This is a genomic window from Microcoleus sp. B4-C2, assembly GCF_036705265.1.
Lineage (GTDB): Bacteria > Cyanobacteriota > Cyanobacteriia > Cyanobacteriales > Microcoleaceae > Microcoleus.
Map to the genome: position 1 here is coordinate 1 of NZ_JAUBUB010000121.1, position 17,630 is coordinate 17,630.

The 17,630-nt window shown below is 45.0% G+C and carries 9 protein-coding genes; 1 reads left to right on the plus strand and 8 read right to left on the minus strand.

Features of this window, described 5'->3' with window-relative positions:
* Positions 1-297: 297 nt before the first annotated feature.
* The 8 genes from QUB20_RS25390 to QUB20_RS25425 form a co-directional block, all read right to left on the minus strand.
* On the minus strand, positions 298-1,416 hold the full coding sequence (locus QUB20_RS25390; protein ID WP_333250406.1) for an ATP-binding protein: 1,119 nt from the start codon (positions 1,414-1,416) through the stop codon (positions 298-300).
* Between the two features lie 4 nt (positions 1,417-1,420).
* Complete coding sequence (locus QUB20_RS25395; RefSeq protein WP_333250408.1) at positions 1,421-5,128, minus strand: PAS domain S-box protein; 3,708 nt, start codon at positions 5,126-5,128, stop codon at positions 1,421-1,423.
* Between the two features lie 90 nt (positions 5,129-5,218).
* Positions 5,219-8,005: an adenylate/guanylate cyclase domain-containing protein gene (locus QUB20_RS25400; protein WP_333250411.1), complete on the minus strand. Its 2,787-nt coding sequence runs from the start codon at positions 8,003-8,005 to the stop codon at positions 5,219-5,221.
* A gap of 57 nt (positions 8,006-8,062) precedes the next feature.
* A complete protein-coding gene (locus QUB20_RS25405) occupies positions 8,063-9,619 on the minus strand; it encodes a PAS domain-containing sensor histidine kinase (RefSeq protein ID WP_333250413.1) in 1,557 nt (518 codons plus the stop codon).
* Positions 9,616-10,152: a Rab family GTPase gene (locus QUB20_RS25410; RefSeq protein ID WP_333239576.1), complete on the minus strand. Its 537-nt coding sequence runs from the start codon at positions 10,150-10,152 to the stop codon at positions 9,616-9,618. The genes QUB20_RS25405 and QUB20_RS25410 overlap by 4 nt, the downstream gene beginning before the upstream one ends.
* Positions 10,153-10,154: 2 nt before the next feature.
* Positions 10,155-12,872, minus strand: coding sequence for an OmpA family protein (locus QUB20_RS25415; protein WP_333250415.1), 2,718 nt, complete (start codon positions 12,870-12,872; stop codon positions 10,155-10,157).
* Between the two features lie 6 nt (positions 12,873-12,878).
* Positions 12,879-13,487, minus strand: coding sequence for a hypothetical protein (locus tag QUB20_RS25420; protein ID WP_333239580.1), 609 nt, complete (start codon positions 13,485-13,487; stop codon positions 12,879-12,881).
* Positions 13,488-13,657: 170 nt separating this feature from the next.
* The gene (locus tag QUB20_RS25425) at positions 13,658-13,867 is read right to left on the minus strand and encodes a hypothetical protein (protein ID WP_333291739.1); all 210 of its coding nucleotides are present in this window, start codon (positions 13,865-13,867) and stop codon (positions 13,658-13,660) included.
* A gap of 882 nt (positions 13,868-14,749) precedes the next feature.
* Between QUB20_RS25425 and alaS the strand changes: the two genes are divergently transcribed.
* Positions 14,750-17,455 carry an alanine--tRNA ligase gene (gene alaS, locus QUB20_RS25430; RefSeq protein WP_333250417.1) on the plus strand — a complete coding sequence of 902 codons (2,706 nt, stop codon included), beginning with the start codon at positions 14,750-14,752 and terminating at the stop codon, positions 17,453-17,455.
* The last annotated feature ends 175 nt before the right edge of the window (positions 17,456-17,630 follow it).

Sequence of the window (17,630 nt, forward strand, 5' to 3'; positions counted from 1 at the left end):
CCACTTGTCGGTATGATCTAATCAATGACGTGGCAATCGCCTGACTCACTCTTTTAAGATACAAGGGGCGGGTTCACTAACAATAATTGCCTGTAATCTACAATCTCATAAACCCGCCCCCCCGATACTTTTATCTCCTCTCCGTTGAATTGTCCGCGATGAAATTCTGTCGCGTGGTGGGGGCGGGTTTATGTAGATTGTTAGTCTGGATGATAGATTGTTGGTGAAACCCGCCCCTACAAGTATTGTGCTTATTTTACCGGACATGACTAATGACTACTAACTACTGACTACTAACTACTGACTACTAACTAAAAAAGGCAGGGCGACAATAAATGTAGTACCTTTGCCGATCGCACTTTCCACACTTATTGTACCGCCGTGCAGGTCAACTATGTGTTTGACAATGCAGAGTCCCAAACCCGATCCTTTAATGTTGCCTACATTAGCACCCCGTTCAAACTGCTGAAATAGTTTTTCTTGATATTCCGCTGTCATCCCAATTCCCTCATCTCGAACGCACAAAATTATTTGTTGGTTTTCGCAGCTTAAGTCTAAACTTACCTTGCCACCGTTTGGAGAATATTTAATAGCGTTGGAAAGCAAATTAGTCAGAAGGTGGTGCAGTAGTTTGGCATCAAGATTGGCGTGCAGCGGATTTGTGTGACTGCAGAAATGTACTAGGTGCTTGTCGGTGACGATAGGTTGCAGTTCTTCTAAAATAGAATTGCATAAATCCGTCGCATTAATCGGATTTAAATTTAAGGAAATTTTGCCTGATTCGGCTTTGCTAAGCATTAAAATATCTTCCAGCAACCCACTCATATTACTGACGGCTTTTTTTATGCGATCGACATTTTTATGGGTGGTTCCGGCGCTTCTCTGCAAGTCGCTATCTTCTAGCATTTCCGCCGATAATTGTATGGTAGTTAAAGGAGTGTTTAAATCGTGGTAAGCCATTGAAATAAAGCGGGCTCTATTTTCGCTTTTTTCTGCTGCTAAGGCCATTAAATTTTTCAGACTAACTGCTTCTTGATGTTTGCTCAGTGCTATCTTGATAGTGGCGTGCATTTCTCTTTCTTTAAAAGGTTTGAGCAGGTAGCCGTAAGAACCAGTATTTTCGGCTCGCTGCAAAGTTTCGTCGTCAGCATAGGCAGTTGTATAGATAATTGGTATATCTAATTCTTGATTAATTATTGCTGCTGTTTCTATGCCGTCAATGTCGCCTTTGATAACTATGTCCATTAAAATTAAATCTGGTCTTAGTTCGCGGGCGCGCTGGATGGCATCCGCTCCAGAAGAAACGATATCGGCAATTTGATATCCCAATTTTTCTAATTTAGGGGATAAGTTTTTAGCAATTAACAGTTCGTCTTCGACAATCAAAATCTTAATTGGTTTTTCGACCAAGCTCATATTGTTACAATCTTTGAAAGTAGTTTAACTCGTTAAATTTTAAGTGAAAGGATGTACCAACTTCTCTGGATATTTCGATTGTTCCTTCTAACTGCTCGGTTAAAGTGCAGACAACTTGAAACCCCATCGAGTGAGTTTTCCGAAAATCTAAGTTTTGAGGAAAGCCAATGCCGTTGTCCTTAACTAAAAGGTTGATTTCTCGATCGCCCGTTTGATAGCATTCTACACTAACTGTACCAGTTGTGCCATCAGGAAAAGCGTGTTTCAGCGTATTTGAAACCAATTCATTGGCAATTAAACCGCAGGGAGTAGCAGTTTCAAGATTTAGGGAGATTGGCTCAGCTAATACCTGCAACTGAATTTGGTTGTTGCTAATATTGTAAGAGTGAAACAAGTTACTTACCAAATCTTCGAGATATTCGCCAAAATTAATTTGCGCTAGGTTAGTCGAACGGTACAGTTTTTCGTGAATCAGAGCCATAGAATAAAGGCGATTCTGACTTTCTTCAAACATTTTGCTTACTTGGGGGTCGGCAACTGTGTTCGATTGCAATTCTAACAGACTGGCAACTACGCAAAGGTTGTTTTTGACGCGGTGGTGAATTTCTTTGAGCAAAATTTCTTTTTCTCTGAGGGAGTTTTTCAAATTTGCTTCTGCTTGTTTGCGATCGCTCAGTTCAGCTTGCAGTTGCTGGTAAAGTAGAGATTGCTGAATCGCGATCGCCAATTGATTTACCAACTGCTGAAATAAATTGATTTCCGATTCTTGCCACTCACGAGGGCGATCGCATTGGTGGGCTATTAGCAATCCCCAAATTTGGCTGTGCTGAATAATCGGCACTACTAACTTGGCCCTAACTTGAATCTGTTTCATAAACTGGGCCATACAAGGTGTAAGGGAGGGATCATCTAGTTGGGAGATCGCACAAATTCGCCCTTGCAAATAAAGCTGAGAACTTTGGGCCGGAAAAACCTCTTCGCCAAAACATTTATCCACCAGTTGGCTGCATCCTTCTGCAACGGCTTCAGCAATGACTCGCCCGCCATTTTCGGGTAAAAGTTGATAAACCAAAACTCGATCGGCTAATAATACTTGCTGGAGTTCGGCAACGGTAGTGTTGAGAATTTCCTCTAATTGCAAAGACTGGCGCACACGACGGGCGATCGCCTCCACAAGCCTTTCTTGCTCGAACTGCTGCCCCCTAGCGAGTTCGGCATATTTAGAATTGCTGATATCCGCGGCATAACCAATAATTTCGATCGGAACACCTCTGCTATCAACCAATAGTTTGAGTTCCGTCCTTAGCCAGCGGTAACTTCCGTCTTGGTGTAGAAAACGATACTCGCAAATGCAATTTTTACCCTCGGACAAATCCGAAAAATTTACTAAAAATTGTGGCCGATCTTCAGGATGAATCCGGCTCGACCAAAATTTACAATCTGCTAACAATTCTTGGGGATCGTAGCCAACGATTGTCTGAACGTTGTCGCTGATGTAAGTAGTACAAAAGTCCCCCATCGGTGCGGCTGTAAAAATTACCGCCGGATTAGAACCCAGTAAAAATTGCAGGCGTTCTTTTAACTGCTGAAATTCCATTTCTGCTCGCTTACGATAACTGATATCTTCGATCGCCCCCATGCTGTAGAGAGGAATGCCCTCGCGATCGCGGATCAGCGTCACCGTCAAGTTTGCCCACATCAGCTCGCCATTCTTCTTAATCAAGCGTTTTTCCCTTTGGAAGCGAGAAATTTTGCCACAGATCAACTGCTTGACTTCCTCTACATCTGCGTGTAAATCTTCTGGATGCGTGAGTTCACTAAAAGTCATGCTAGCCAACTCCGAATCGCTGTAGCCCAACATCTGGCGGTGAGCTTCATTCACTTTGATCGTGCGGAAGTCGCGCACGCTTGCCAAACCAAGCGCGATCGGAGCATCGTCAAATAAGTTGCGAAACTTTTCCTCGCTCTTTTGCAGTGCAGCTTCTGCGTGTTTGCGAGCGGTAATGTCTCGGGCTACCCACATCACCCGATCGAGCTCCAGGGGCGAAATACTGGCATCAAACCAAAATAACTTGCAGCCAATTTCCATCCTGTATTCAATTCTGTGGGTTTCCCCAGATGCCAATGTTTGGCGAATGTGGCCGAGGGCAAAATTAGCTTCCGCTTCTGGGAAGATTTCGGCGAGGGTTTTGCCCAGCACTTCAGGAGCCGGTTTGTACAGCAGTTCGGGAGCCGTGGGGGCGATTTTGAGGTAGCGGCCGCTTGCGTCGAAAACCAGGACGATATCCGTCATGGCGTTAAACAGCGCCAGCAGTTCGGCTTCGGAGTTTTGGAGTTTTTCTTCCGTCAATTTGCGATCGGTAATGTCAGTGTCAGTGCCAGTCAGGCGGAAAGCCCTGCCAGAAGCCGATCGAATCGCGCTGCCACGGGCTAGTATCCAGCAGGTGCTGCCGTCTTTACGCACCATCCGGTGTTCTACTTCATAAATTTCTGTCAAACCTTCTAAATAAGCATTTACTGCTTCGGCGACGGCAACTCGATCGTCGGGATGAACGTGAGATGCCCAATTTTCCATGCGGTTAGGAATCTCTGTGTCTTGATAGCCCAACAAAGCTTTCAAAGAGGGAGCAATGTAGATTTCATCGGTTTGCAAATTCCAGTCCCAAACCCCCACTTTGCCGGCCGATACTGCCAGTTCGTACCATTGTGTCCGCTGCTGCACTCTCAGTTCTAACTCTGCATTGAGCTGCTGCAAAGCGATTTCTGCTTGTTTGCGATCCGTGACATCCCTGCCTGCAGCTTGATACTCGACGATTTGTCCGCTCTCGTTGAATATAGCCCGATCGATCCACTGGTGCCAGCGAATTTCCCCGCTCGGCAAAATTACTTGGTGCTCGCAGGTAAAAATAGGGTTGTCGGGAGACACAGAAGTATATTGCTGTTGAAAAAATTCTCGGTCTGCTTCTGGCAGCAGCGACATGAAGCATTTGCCTAGTAAGTCGATCGGCTGCACGCCGAAATAACGGCAATAAGCTTGATTGACAAAAGTTATTTTACCGTCTGGGAGGTAGCGGCAAATCAGTTCGGTTTGGTCTTCCACAATCGCCAGGTAGCGCGCCTCGCTCTGCCGCAGGGTATTTTCGGCATTTTGGCGATCGCTGACTTTTTCTAGTTCACAATTGCCCTCTAACAGTTCGCATTGTTCCTGGAGTTTTGCCACTTCTTGGTGCAGTGCCTCGATCCAGCTATACATTGCTGGACGAATACTTTTTTCACTGATTAAACCTACTGGCTGACCCAGTTCATCTACAATTGGCAAGCAATCAATCGAGTATTGACAAAATAGCTTGAATGCGGTAGTAATATCTGTAAATTCTGATTCTTTTAAAACAATTAAATTCCGCGTCATTGCGTCGGCAACTTTCATGCCTTGCCATCCATATTCGGTCGCAGCTAAGTTGAGCACATCTTCCGGGCTTAGCAGTCCGACTAGCTGATTTTTATCGACAACTAAGACGCAACTAATAAATGCTTTTACAGTTTCGTTTGAGTCGGGAAATGCAGGTGAATTAGGCAGTGGGCAATGGTTGTTCGTCCGACGCATCAGGGCGATCGCCTCTGGGAGCGAAGTTGAGGGCCCAACCATCACAGGATGGCGATCGACAGCTTCGTCGGGCGATCGTAAATTGGCCGACAAATTAGCAAGTTCCATTAGTCTTGGTGAAAAAGTATTGTTAATTAACTTTAGCAACACTTGTAGTCATCAGCCAGATGACTGATGACTGATGACCGATGACCTGCCTTATATTCGGCCAAGGAGCAGATAAGTTTTCATTGCCCCTTTGCCTTTAACTTCAATAGTTCCCCGCTCCTGAAATACATATTTGTGTTCCAATAACTTATAAGTAGTTTCGCTGACTTGAATCCGCCAAGGCAAACCGTGAGATTCCATGCGGGAAGCAATATTTACTGTGTCGCCCCACAAATCGTAAATAAACTTTTTTATGCCAATTACTCCAGCCACAACCGGGCCGCTGTGAATGCCGATGCGGATGCTAAAATATTTATTATGGCTAGCATTAAATCGGGCTATTTCTGCTTGCATATCTAGCGCCATTTGGGCGATCGCCTCTGCGTGGTCTGCCCTGGGTTCAGGGAGCCCTCCAACCGCCATGTATGCGTCGCCGATGGTCTTGATTTTCTCTAACCCATGCCGTTCGCACAAAAGGTCAAATCCTGAGAAAATCTGATTCAGAAGATCCACCAGTTCGATCGGATTCATGACGGCAGACAAAGCAGTAAACCCCACAATGTCAGCGAACAAAACAGTCACTTCTGGAAAGTATTCGGCAATAGTAGTTTCGTTTTGCTTGAGGCGTTCTGCTATTGCCTTGGGCAAGATATTTAACAGCAGCTTTTCTGATTTTTCTTGTTCTTCCCGCAGGGCATCTTCTGCTTGCTTGCGTTCCGTAATGTCATGGTAACTCCAGACTCGGCCGATAATTTTATCTCCCAACCGCTGCGGTTGCGAATAGCGTTCAAAAAATCTGCCGTCCTGAAATTCCAACAAGTCGTAACTTTCGGCTTCTGGCTGATCGTAAAGCGATTCTATTCTCTCTTGAAATGTTTGGGCGTCTTTGAGTTGATTCAGGAAAAAGGCGATCGTTGTGGCGTCATTTCGGAGTGCCATCACTTCGTTAGGTAGGCCCCACATTTCCACAAATTCTCGATTGAAAGTGACTATTTTTCCGCTCCTGTCAGTAGCTAAAATACCGTCAGCAGTAGAATCAAAAGTTGCTTGCAGCAGGGATACAGATTTTGCTAGGGCGTCTTCGGCCATTTTTCGAGCAGTAATGTCTCGCAAAATAGCGCGAATCGCTACTAGCGAACCTTCCGCAAATTTACAGCTTATGCTGCCTTCTAGCAAAATTTGTTCGTGATTTTTAGTAATAAATATTGTTTGAATAGAGTCGGGATACAATGTATTTTCATTGATCGTTTTTTTGGTAATAGCTTTATAGAATATATCCATAGACTCAGGCGAGCTGTTCGGATGAATGATATCAAAAACAGTCATTTGAGCAATTTCTGTTTCGGTGTAGCCCAGAGTTTCCCGCCAAGCCCGATTTACATACAAAAAATGACCGTCCGCTCCTATACTTTGAATTAAGTCAGTAGCATTTTCAAATAAGTCTCGCAGTTGTTCTTCGCTTTCCCGCAAAGCTATTTCAGCTTGCTTGCGCTTAATGAATTGACCAATTTGGCTACCGATTGTTGCCATGGTTTGGAGCAATTCTTCATCAAAACACTGCACTTCCCTGCTGAATAAAATCATCACGCCCAAAACAGACCGGGCCGATTTTTCCGCCTCGTAGCCACCCAAAATTGGGAAACCAAAAGCTCCGTGCAGTCCTTCTTCAGCAGCGATTTCTCTACGCAGACAACAGTCACTTTTTGTGACATCTGCAATCCACTGAGCTGAACCGCTAGCCCAAACGAAACCGGGCAATCCTTCGCCAAATGCACAGGTCATTTGTTCGGTAAATTCTGCAAATTTGGGGATCGAAAGTGAGCGTTTTGTCCAACTGGCGACACAGCGAAGCAAATTGGGAGCGGAAACCGCAGTTATTCTCTTAGTTTCTGACAGCAGTTTTTCCCCGGATTCTGGCATCCAAAGTTCGACGGTATCCCATCCCAAGCTGTCGCAAATTACAGGGAGAATTGCTGCTATAGCTTTTTTGATTGTTTCGGATGCCGACAGGATGCGAGTAGCGATGTACTGAGTTATTTGTCGCTTGCGGGCGCGCTGTTTATCTGTGACATCGCGGCCGATGTACACGAAATCTTGAAGGGTGGGCAAAGAACTAGAAATGCCTTGAATGTCAGTCGAAATAGCCGTACAGGAAAACGAAACTGTTAGTTTTTCTCCGGTTTTTGCCGTGCAAATTACTTCGGCATTAGTTTGCGATTGTTGAGGCTCATCTGGGCTAACTGCTTGCAAAGAGGAGCCAAAAGCAGCAAGAGCGTCTATTTGCTGGCCTACTAATTCTGATTCGCTGTAACCGAACAAATCTTGAGCCGCTTGATTGACTTTTTTAATCTTTCCCGATGCTGTTGTTACCAATAAAACTTCGGCCATTGAAGTAATAATTTTTTCAACATAATTATTAGTAGCGGCTAAGGTACTCAATAAAATATCCATTTCATTGGTAGCTTGCACTAGAGTTTGTTCTAAAGCCATCCTGTCGCTTACGTCTTGAAAAAATATAATTAATCTCTGATAATTTTCGTCATTGCTAAACTCCACGATATACATATCAAAATAAAGCCGCGAACCATTTTCTAATAGTCGCGTCATCGCTTTTAATTCAAAATTTGGCAAACGTTTTTCAAAAATATCGATTAAAATTTCTTCAGTTCCCACTAATTCGGGAAAGGGAATGCGAACATCGTTGCCGGCGACTACTTCCTCGGGACAGTCGGCAAACTGCTGCACTTGTAGAGAGATTTCTTGGATAAAAAAGTTTTTATCCAGTGCTAGGTACTCCAAGTGGTGGGGAACTAACAGTTTTTTTAACAAGGTTTTCATGTGAGATTTTTATTATTGAATGCGCCCTAGGGATTGAATTATCTAAAATCAATCTATTTATCTCTGTTTATTAAATGGAATTCTGACTAAAAAGGTAGTGCCTAGCCCTATCTCGCTGGAAAACTCGATTTGACCTCCATGCAAATCTACACACTGCTTGACTATGGATAAACCCAGTCCTGTACCGGGTATTTTTTCGACATTTTTGGCTCGATAATAAGATTCAAAGAGTTGTTCTTGGTCTTCGAGAGGAATGCCAATGCCTGCGTCTTTAATTTTAAATGTGGCTTCTTCATTATTCTGACAATTTAATTCAAAATAAATATTGCTGTCGAGGGGCGAATATTTGACTGCATTTGACAGCAAATTTGTCAAGATGTGTCGCAGCAATTTGGGATCTAGTGCGGGCAACTGTTCCGTTTCCTGTAAGTCGGTATCATCTTTTTTCGCTGGCGTAACTAATTCTTGATAAATAAAGTTAATTGTATGATTTTTCCCATAACTAATTTTAATGAATTCTACTAACTCGCTGCAAAATTTTTTTAAGTCAACTGGTGCGGGATAGAATTCGAGTTTTCCTGCTTCGGCGCTGCTGAGCAACCGCACGTCATCTAATAGCTGAGCCATTTGTTGAGATGCTGATTTAACGTGTTGCAGGTATTGTTGTTTTTCCGCGTGGGTGATATCGTCGCCGTAGTCTTGGAGGATTTTAGTAGCAAATAATACTGTACTTAAAGGATTGCCAAATTCGTGAGCAATCATCGAGAAAAAACGAGATTTTACCTGTCTGAGTTCTTGCTCTTTTGCCAAAGAGCGGCGAATTTCTATTTCTTGTTGTTTGCGTTCTGTGATGTCCCTACCTATATAAATGAAATCGTAAAGTCCCTCTAATTCGGTCTGAACTGCCGAACAGGAAAATTCTACCCAAATTTCTTCTCCTGCTTTAGTAGTGCAGACTATTTCTAGTTCTCTACGTAGCTCTTTTTGAGACAAAATATATCGGTGGCGAGCTTGGTAAATTAATGTTTCTTCGACTACTATTATGGACAGGGGGTTGCCGATTAATTCTGCTTCGCTATACCCAAATAACCATTGGGCAGATTGATTGATTTTTTTGATATTTCCTAATGTTGTTGTCACCAACAAAGCATCACCCATCGAACGAATAACTTTATCTATATAATCTTTAGAAGCGGCTAAGGCACTAACCAAAAGATTAGCTTCATTCGCCCTCTGAATCAACGATTGCTTCATGACCATCTTTTCGGTGGTATCTTCAATCAAAATTAGCAATTTACTTGGCACATCTTCTTGTTCTTCTTCATATTTGATAGCCAACATATCAAAGTATAAAGGGCGGTTTGGGTCGGCAAACCGAGCGATACCTTTGACTTCAAAACCGGGCAGCCGTCCCATAATGATGGACATGAGGATATTTTCAATGCCAATCAGTTCGGGAAAACTCAGGCGAGCATCTGCACCGGGTATAGCCTGGCCCGGAATATCAGCATAATGCTGCACTTCGGCGGAGGTTTCCTGAATGATGAAATGGTGATTTACTAGAAAATACTGTGTTTGTCGCGGGCCTAACAGCTTTCTTAACAGGAGGTTCATACTTGTTCTACCATTGTGTAAGCTAGTTTGTAGAAAATTTCGTCAACGTCTTTGCCGGTTTTAGCAGATGTCGTGCAAACTGCTATTACTTTGTCTTGACCTATCGCATGGGACATTTCCACTAGCAGCGCCAATTTTTCCTCGTCAATTAAGTCTACTTTGTTCAAAGCGACGATAATTGACCCTTTAGGATTGACGGAAGAATAAAGCTGAATGTGTTCGGAGATTCGCTCAACTGTTTCGGATCGGCTGACATCGGCAACGATTAAAGCGCCGCTAGCTCCCTGCAAGTAAGTCGGTGCTATTCCTTTGAATTTTGTATGCCCTTCTAAGTCCCAAATCAGCAACTTTGCAGTCACGTTTTCCCGCTGTTTTACGCTTTCTAATTCTACGATTTTGCTGGAAATTTTTACTCCTACTGTGGAGAGGTATTGGTCGCTGAATTGCCGATCGACAAAACGGCGGATTAGGCTAGTTTTACCCACGCCGAAATCCCCAATCATGCACATTTTTTTAGATATAGTAACTGACATAATTAGTTGCTGTTTATGGTCTTAGTTATTGGTTCAAATAGCACACATCTGCTTAAAAGTAGCGGTTGATTGGGTTCCAAGCCGGAAGGAGGATGTGGGCTGCCAATCGCGACAAGGCGCTTGGGGTCAGCACCTTGCCGCACTAAAGCCTCTTGCACTGCTGTGGCACGCTGGAGTGACAACCGTTGATTTGTGGCAAGTTCCCCAGTTCGATCGCTGTGCCCAATTATCTTAATATGTTTTTGAGGATATTGATCCATGAAATTTTTGACACTGGCGATGATTTCTCCGTATGTAGGGTCTAATTTTGCCGTTCCTTGCTGGAAGTAAATGCGGCTTGTAATTTTCAGCGGATCTAATTTAATTGTGCTAATCACCGACTCAACACCGGGAATTTGCTTCAGGGACTGAGCTATTTTCTGTGCGTCTGCACCATCTCTAACGCTACCCTCTACTGTCACTTTACGATCGCCATACCGCGTAGAAATAGAAAGGCCCTCTTTCTGATTCAAAACTGCGGTAATCCGCTGTACCTCGGCCGCCGTCAAAACTGGATCTGGGGGGACATCTACAGCTAGAATTCTATTATCTAATTGCAATTTCGGTGCAGTTGATGCGGCTATTTTTGCAGCTTGTGCCCGCAATTCTTGATTTGGCAACTTTCCGGTTAGCTTTAAAGTTTTGCCATCAACTGCAACATCTAAGCGGTAAACTGCTAATTGGGGAGTCGAGGCTAAAGCTGCTATGGCATTTGCTTCGAGGCGACGGTAAATGTTGCTGCGATACTGATAAATTCCCCAAGGTACTAAGATTAAGCTTAGGGCGGCTAAACTGATAGCCGCAAGGGCGATCGGGGGTTTTGTTGATTTTTCTTTTTGCAGCGGATCGAATAAACTTTTTATACAGGGGTGCAGCGAATCCGGTATAGTACCGGGGTCGCCATTAAACTCGTGAATTACTTTAGCATAATTAAGGATGAGATTACTAACTGTTTGCCGCAGTTTGTTGATGAAAGACTGTGGCGGTTCTCCTTTAATCACGACTGCCATGTAGCAATATCCCGCTACTTCTAGCATAATTTTTGAGTCGCCGTATTCAATTTGATTTAGTTCGGAAACTTCTCCGGGCTGCACGATGCACTCGTTAACAAAGCTGCGAATAGCGGTGAGCATTCCTGCTACCATTTCTGATTCTAACTGGTAGCTTTCTGAGTTTTGAAATTCGGAAATTATCAAGCCTGATGCTTTATGAATTAAGAATGCTGCTTGGACGGTAAAGGGTATTGATTCTTTGAGGATTAATTCGGCTTCGGAGACTCCTTGTACTTTGGAGCGAATTTTGCGCTGAACTCCTTCAACGCTGAGGGCGTTTGACACTTTTTCATTGATTGTCTTGATAGCTTCTGCCATGTATCGGGAAATAGTATTGCCAATTACGGGATAGAGGGCATCCACCATTGCGTCGCGTTCGAGTTCAATTTGGGCTGTAATCGCTTTGCCCATTTCCGGGGCGAGGGCTTGAGCGATCGACTCTTGGTCAAGGCGAATTTGCTCTTTAATTGCCAGACCAATTTCTGGGGCGATCGCCTTAGCAATATCCGCTGGCGAATTAACTATTTGTTGAGCAAGTGCGTCGGGAAGCAGCTCAGCTATTGCCGCACTCATTGCCGACTTGTTTTCGACAGTTTTTGCCCTAATCACTTCGTCAATAATCGGCACGATCGCCTTAACAACTTCTTCCCTGGAATCGGCCACTTTGCGACTGAGAATTTCTGCGATCCAAGGTAACATCAACTCAATCAACTCTTGGGGATCGTAGATTTGGTGCTCCAATTTTCCTAATTTATCGTCGATTGTTGCCATCAGGTGGCGCACCCCCGGCAAATCGTTTTCTGCCAGCAGATTTTTGACTTGCTCGATATCTGATATTTTTGAGCCAAAAATCAGATTTTGCAGCGTTTCCATCGCGCTGTCGGCTTCATTTAAATCCTGTTTAATTTGACCTAATATTTCTGCTGGCTGCGATCTCGTTGTCGGCTGTTCTACCAAGTTTGGCATCGATTGAAGCGAAGAAGCAACCACCGGATCTAAATATGCAGTTGATGGTGGATCTGAGACTTTGGAAAATATGGGATTATGGGAAATTTCCGAGGATTTTGACTCGGAATCGGTTGCGGAAACATCTTGTTGCGGATGGAACCCCTGGGATTTTTGAGCCTGTACTTCCTGTAGAGAATCTTTTATTGTCAAGTTAGACAATGCTTCGACAGGCTGTGATTCCTCCTCGATATCCGGCTGGGCGATCGCGGAAACATCTATAGTTTTAGCTGAGGAATAGTCTTTTTCCAGTTCTGAAGTGTTGAGTTTTTGAGTAGCGAATAGCAAACTTTTGAACTCATCTTTAACATCCCACGAATCGCCAGACTCCGGTTGGTGAGCTCCAGTTTCGGGTACACTCGCTGCAACTTCCTCTGGCGCTTGCTCAGAAATACCTAACAAATCCATCAACCCGCCGAGGGCCCCAGCTTGATTATTTTTGTCGCTGCTGTCAGTTTCGCGATCTGCATTTTGCTGGTTTGAACCAGCAATAATTTTGAGATCGACTAACAGATTCAGCAAGGGTTCTAGCTGGGTTGCTGCATGGGCAGCAGACTCGTCAGGTTGAGAAACAAAACCCTCTAACTCATTTTCGTCAGCCGGATTTTCTTTCGGTAAAGCCATGCGTTATTATCCGTTATGGTGGCGCTCCGGCAACAGAAATTCGGTATTTAACTTATTATCCGCAACGCCTTTAAGTTCGGGGACAAATTCTGTTCCTTTGAGCCTCATGCCGAGTTCAAACAGAATTTCTGCCATGTCGTCTCTAGAAACTTTAACATCTCTGAGCATAGAAAAGCGACGATCGAGTTCTTCAAAAACCTGTGTTTTCAAAGTGCGGGTTTCTTCAGATAGTCGCTCTCTGGTTTGGGAGAGTTCCTCACGCAGCGAACTGGTTTGATTGTCGATAGCTTCGTCGAGGGCTTCCATGCTGCTGGAGAATTTGCGGTTAATGCGATCGACTTGCTGGCGGATGTCTGCGCTTTCTTCTTGGGTGTTTGAGGTGAGCGATTTAACTTTCTTTTCTAACGAATCAACAGCCGCCCTCATTTCTCCTGAAAGAACAGTTTTTACTTGTTCGATGCGAGTTTGCATATCTTGCTGCATCATCGACAAGTCGGAATCTATTTTATCGAAGCGATTATCGTATTCTCTAAGCTGCGCTCCGAAAATTATATCGCGAATCTGGTCGATATTTCCCAGCCGTTCGCGCATTTCTTCTTTAGTTATTTCGGCCATACTTGCACCTGGAATCTCCGGAAATTGTGAGTTTAAGAACTGTGCTAGTGATTTACTAGCGTTGTTGGTGGCACTAGCTTTTTTGAGTGGGCGGGCTTTTATTATTTGAACTCTCACCCATGCGTCGGGGATGGGATTTTTTAGAGTCTTGACTCTAAATATCCTGAGATTCAAATTTTTGAGCCTGGTCTTGTCACCAAAAATGGCGGTTGGCTATCCTTGGCTTGCAGCAAGCTCATAGAAGCGTTGATTTTGCTGCTATACAGCACAGCGGGGTAGGTTTTAAGGTCTTGAGTGACATCCTCAATCATATCGCATCTTGACAGTGCCTCATACCACAGCGCTGGAGTCCCGGCAAAAAGCAGGCGGGCGCGCTCCACGTGCCATTATATATAATATATAACTCAAAACCTGCACCGATCGATCGCCGATCGGCTCGGAGGGATGCTGCCTTTGAGCAGAAAGCACTTAGGAGCGCGAATTAAATAATTTACACAAGTTTTTGGGGAGTAGGGGTTGGGCTTATAGCCCGCCCTTTCTGGACGGGCGGGACGCCCATCCCACAAGAACCATCACGCATTGTAAGTTATTTAATTCTCATTCCTTATAAAGTCGAACTCGGCCGAGCTCTCCCCCTCGAATCCTCGAATCCTGCGATCGCCCTATAAAAATTCATAGGGCCCGATCGACAGCGATCAGACCCAATAATATGAGAGCTTTGTTTTTTCTAACAAACGAGATGTGTTTCCGGTGGAGAACTTTTACTTACTAGGGTTTACAACTTGTGCAGCTTTACTGTTAATCCGCAACTACAACTACGTCTGACTCGACTGCGGTTTGGCTTGACTGCTCGATCGGCAGTTCGCCACTATTTCAAGTTGTGTTCGGTTAATTTCTGCTGCGCCTGGGAATCTAGACCGGAGACACCATGTCTATATCCTCGAACTTTCTTTCTAAATATAGCGACCTCCTTTCTCTTCCTGTCCCGGTGTCTATTATTAAGTTAGCATGAGCTTTCCGAGGAGTAAAGCACTATTTGCAAAACTTGATAGGTCTTTACATTACTAAGTATAATGATATGAATATCCAAATAGATGTAAGTTGGCACTCACGCACTCGCCCACAAAGAAACCGGGTTTTTTCACCGAGATTGAGGATTTCAAGCAAGTATTTTGGTTGAAAAACCCGGTTTCTGGACACCCGTGCAAAAGTCCTATAAATTCTATTGTTGCTACATCTTTACATTCTTAACAGTTCTTGTCATGACTATTTCTCCTAAGTTTCTCAGTGGTAGCCAAATCCGCCAAACATTCCTCGACTTTTATGCCCAGCGAGGACATAAAATCTTACCGAGTGCTTCTTTGGTGCCAGAAGATCCGACGGTGTTGCTGACGATCGCCGGAATGCTACAATTCAAGCCGATATTTCTCGGACAGCGCACCCCCGAATCACCGCGCGCCACGACTTCTCAAAAGTGCATCCGCACCAACGACATCGAAAACGTCGGCCGCACCGCCCGCCACCACACGTTTTTTGAGATGTTGGGTAATTTCAGTTTCGGGGATTATTTCAAGAAACAGGCGATCGCCTGGGCGTGGGAACTTTCCACGGAAGTTTTCGGTTTACCAGCGTCGAATTTGGTTGTTAGTGTTTTCCGAGAAGATGACGAAGCTTTTGCGATTTGGCGCGATGAAATTGGCATTCCGGGCGATCGCATTCAGCGCATGGGAGAAGATGACAATTTCTGGCAATCCGGCCCGACAGGCCCCTGCGGCCCGTGTTCCGAGATTTACTATGATTTTCACCCAGAAAGAGGCGACAATATTGACCTCGAAGATGATAGCAGGTTTATCGAATTCTACAACCTGGTTTTCATGCAGTACAATAAGGATGCAGAGGGCAATTTAACACCGCTGCAAAATCAAAATATTGATACTGGCATGGGACTGGAACGGATGGCGCAAATCCTCCAGAAAGTCCCCAATAATTACGAAACAGATTTGATTTTTCCGATCATCCAATCGGCGGCGGAAATTGCCGGGATTGATTACCACAATAGCGATGAAAAAGTCAAGGTTTCGCTGAAAGTAATTGGCGACCATATTCGGGCTGTGGTGCACATGATTGCGGACGAAATTCGCGCGTCGAATGTTGGTCGGGGTTACATTTTGCGCCGGTTGATTCGCCGGGTAGTGCGCCACGGGCGACTGATTGGAATTCAGGGCGAATTTACGGTGCGGGTGTCTGAAAGTGCGATCGGCCTTTCGGAAGCAGCTTATCCCAACGTGCGGCGGCGGGAAGCTCAAATTAAGGCGGAATTGGCAAGGGAAGAGGCGCAGTTTCTCAAGACTTTGGAACGCGGAGAGAAGCTGCTGGAGGAAATTCTCAAAAAAGCTCTTGTGGAACAGGCGTCTCGCCTGTCGGTTTCTGGGGGCGGGCAAGATGCCCAACCCCTACTCCCCACAATAGAGATTTCTGGTCAAGATGCTTTCACTCTTTACGATACCTACGGTTTCCCCTTAGAACTAACTCAAGAAATTGCTGAGGAACAGGGAATTACTGTGGATTTGGACGGCTTTGAAGTGGCGATGAAGGAACAGCAAACTCGCGCTAAAGATGCTCGTCAAACAATCGATTTGACTGTGCAGGGTTCTTTGGATAAGTTGGCTGAAACAATCCAAGGAACTGAGTTTGTCGGTTATGCTGAATTGTCGAGTTTAGCTGAGGTGGAAGTTATCTTGGTTGACGGCAAATCGGTGGAGGAAGCCGCCGCCGGAACTGAGGTACAAGTTGTTTTGAACCAAACGCCGTTTTATGCTGAATCCGGCGGACAAATTGGGGATAAAGGTTATTTGAAAAGCGGAGATAATGGTGATGGTTTGTTAGTAAGAGTTGATGATGTGAAGAAGGAATCGGATTTCTTCGTGCATTTCGGCTTTGTGGAACGGGGAACGCTGAAAGTTGGCGACAGTATTACTGCGAAAATTGACAATAGCGGTCGCCGCAGAGTTCAGGCTAACCACACAGCAACTCACTTATTACAATCAGCTTTGCGGAAAATTGTGGACGATTCGATTTCGCAAGCTGGTTCGCTGGTATCGTCTGAGAGATTGCGGTTTGATTTCAATTCTCCGCGCGCTGTCACAGCAGAAGAGTTGCAGAAAATTGAGGATTTAGTTAATAGTTGGATTGCTGAGGCCCACGCTGCGGAAGTTGCAGAAATGCCGATCGCCCTTGCGAGAGAAAAAGGCGCGACTGCGATGTTTGGCGAGAAGTACGGCGACGTGGTGCGGGTTATCGATTTTCCCGGCGTTTCGATGGAATTGTGCGGCGGAACTCACGTCAGCAATACCGCAGAAATCGGGCTGTTTAAGATTGTTTCCGAAGCGGGGGTAGCGGCGGGAACTCGCAGGATTGAAGCGGTTTCCGGTCAAGCTGTTTTAGACTATTTGAATGTGCGGGATAAGGTGGTGCGCGATTTGGGCGATCGATTTAAGGCGAAGCCTGAAGAATTGCCGAACCGGATTACTAATTTGCAGAATGAGTTGAAGGATACTCAGAAACATTTGGCTGCTGTGAAGTCGGAATTGGCGATCGCGAAATCCGACCAGTTGCTGAGTGCGGCTGAGGCTATCGGCGAATTCAAAATCATTGTAGCTCAACTGGGTGATGTGGATACGGAAGCGCTGAAAACTGCGGCGGAAAGATTGCAGCAAAAGTTAGGAAATGCTGCGGTTGTTTTGGCATCAATTCCTGAACCGGACAAGGTAAGTTTGGTGGCTGCTTTTAGTCCTGAAGTCAATAAAAAAGGATTGCAAGCTGGCAAGTTTATCGGGGGAATTGCTCAAATTTGCGGCGGAAAAGGCGGCGGGCGGCCGAATTTGGCGCAAGCTGGGGGACGCGATGCAAGTAAGTTGCAGGAAGCGTTGGAAAGTGCTCGCAATCTGTTAGTTGAAGGGTTGGGTTAGTCTGGGTTTTTTGTAGGGACACGGGATTGCCGTGTCCTGCTTCGTGTCAACTTAACGTCAAACCCACAGTCCGGCAGGGGTTGAAACCCCTGCCTCAAAGCGAAAGTCCTCCTAAGAAACTCAATCTAACTGTGGAGTTTTAGCAACTAGCTCAAACCCAAAAGACTCAGCAGTT

Bases quoted from the DNA above. Each gene is read 5' to 3' on its own strand.
- QUB20_RS25415 (WP_333250415.1), bottom strand. From the start codon at position 12,872: ATGGCTTTACCGAAAGAAAATCCGGCTGACGAAAATGAGTTAGAGGGT.
- QUB20_RS25420 (WP_333239580.1), bottom strand. From the start codon at position 13,487: ATGGCCGAAATAACTAAAGAAGAAATGCGCGAACGGCTGGGAAATATC.
- QUB20_RS25410 (WP_333239576.1), bottom strand. From the start codon at position 10,152: ATGTCAGTTACTATATCTAAAAAAATGTGCATGATTGGGGATTTCGGC.
- alaS (WP_333250417.1), top strand. From the start codon at position 14,750: ATGACTATTTCTCCTAAGTTTCTCAGTGGTAGCCAAATCCGCCAAACA.
- QUB20_RS25390 (WP_333250406.1), bottom strand. From the start codon at position 1,416: ATGAGCTTGGTCGAAAAACCAATTAAGATTTTGATTGTCGAAGACGAA.
- QUB20_RS25405 (WP_333250413.1), bottom strand. From the start codon at position 9,619: ATGAACCTCCTGTTAAGAAAGCTGTTAGGCCCGCGACAAACACAGTAT.
- QUB20_RS25395 (WP_333250408.1), bottom strand. From the start codon at position 5,128: ATGGAACTTGCTAATTTGTCGGCCAATTTACGATCGCCCGACGAAGCT.
- QUB20_RS25400 (WP_333250411.1), bottom strand. From the start codon at position 8,005: ATGAAAACCTTGTTAAAAAAACTGTTAGTTCCCCACCACTTGGAGTAC.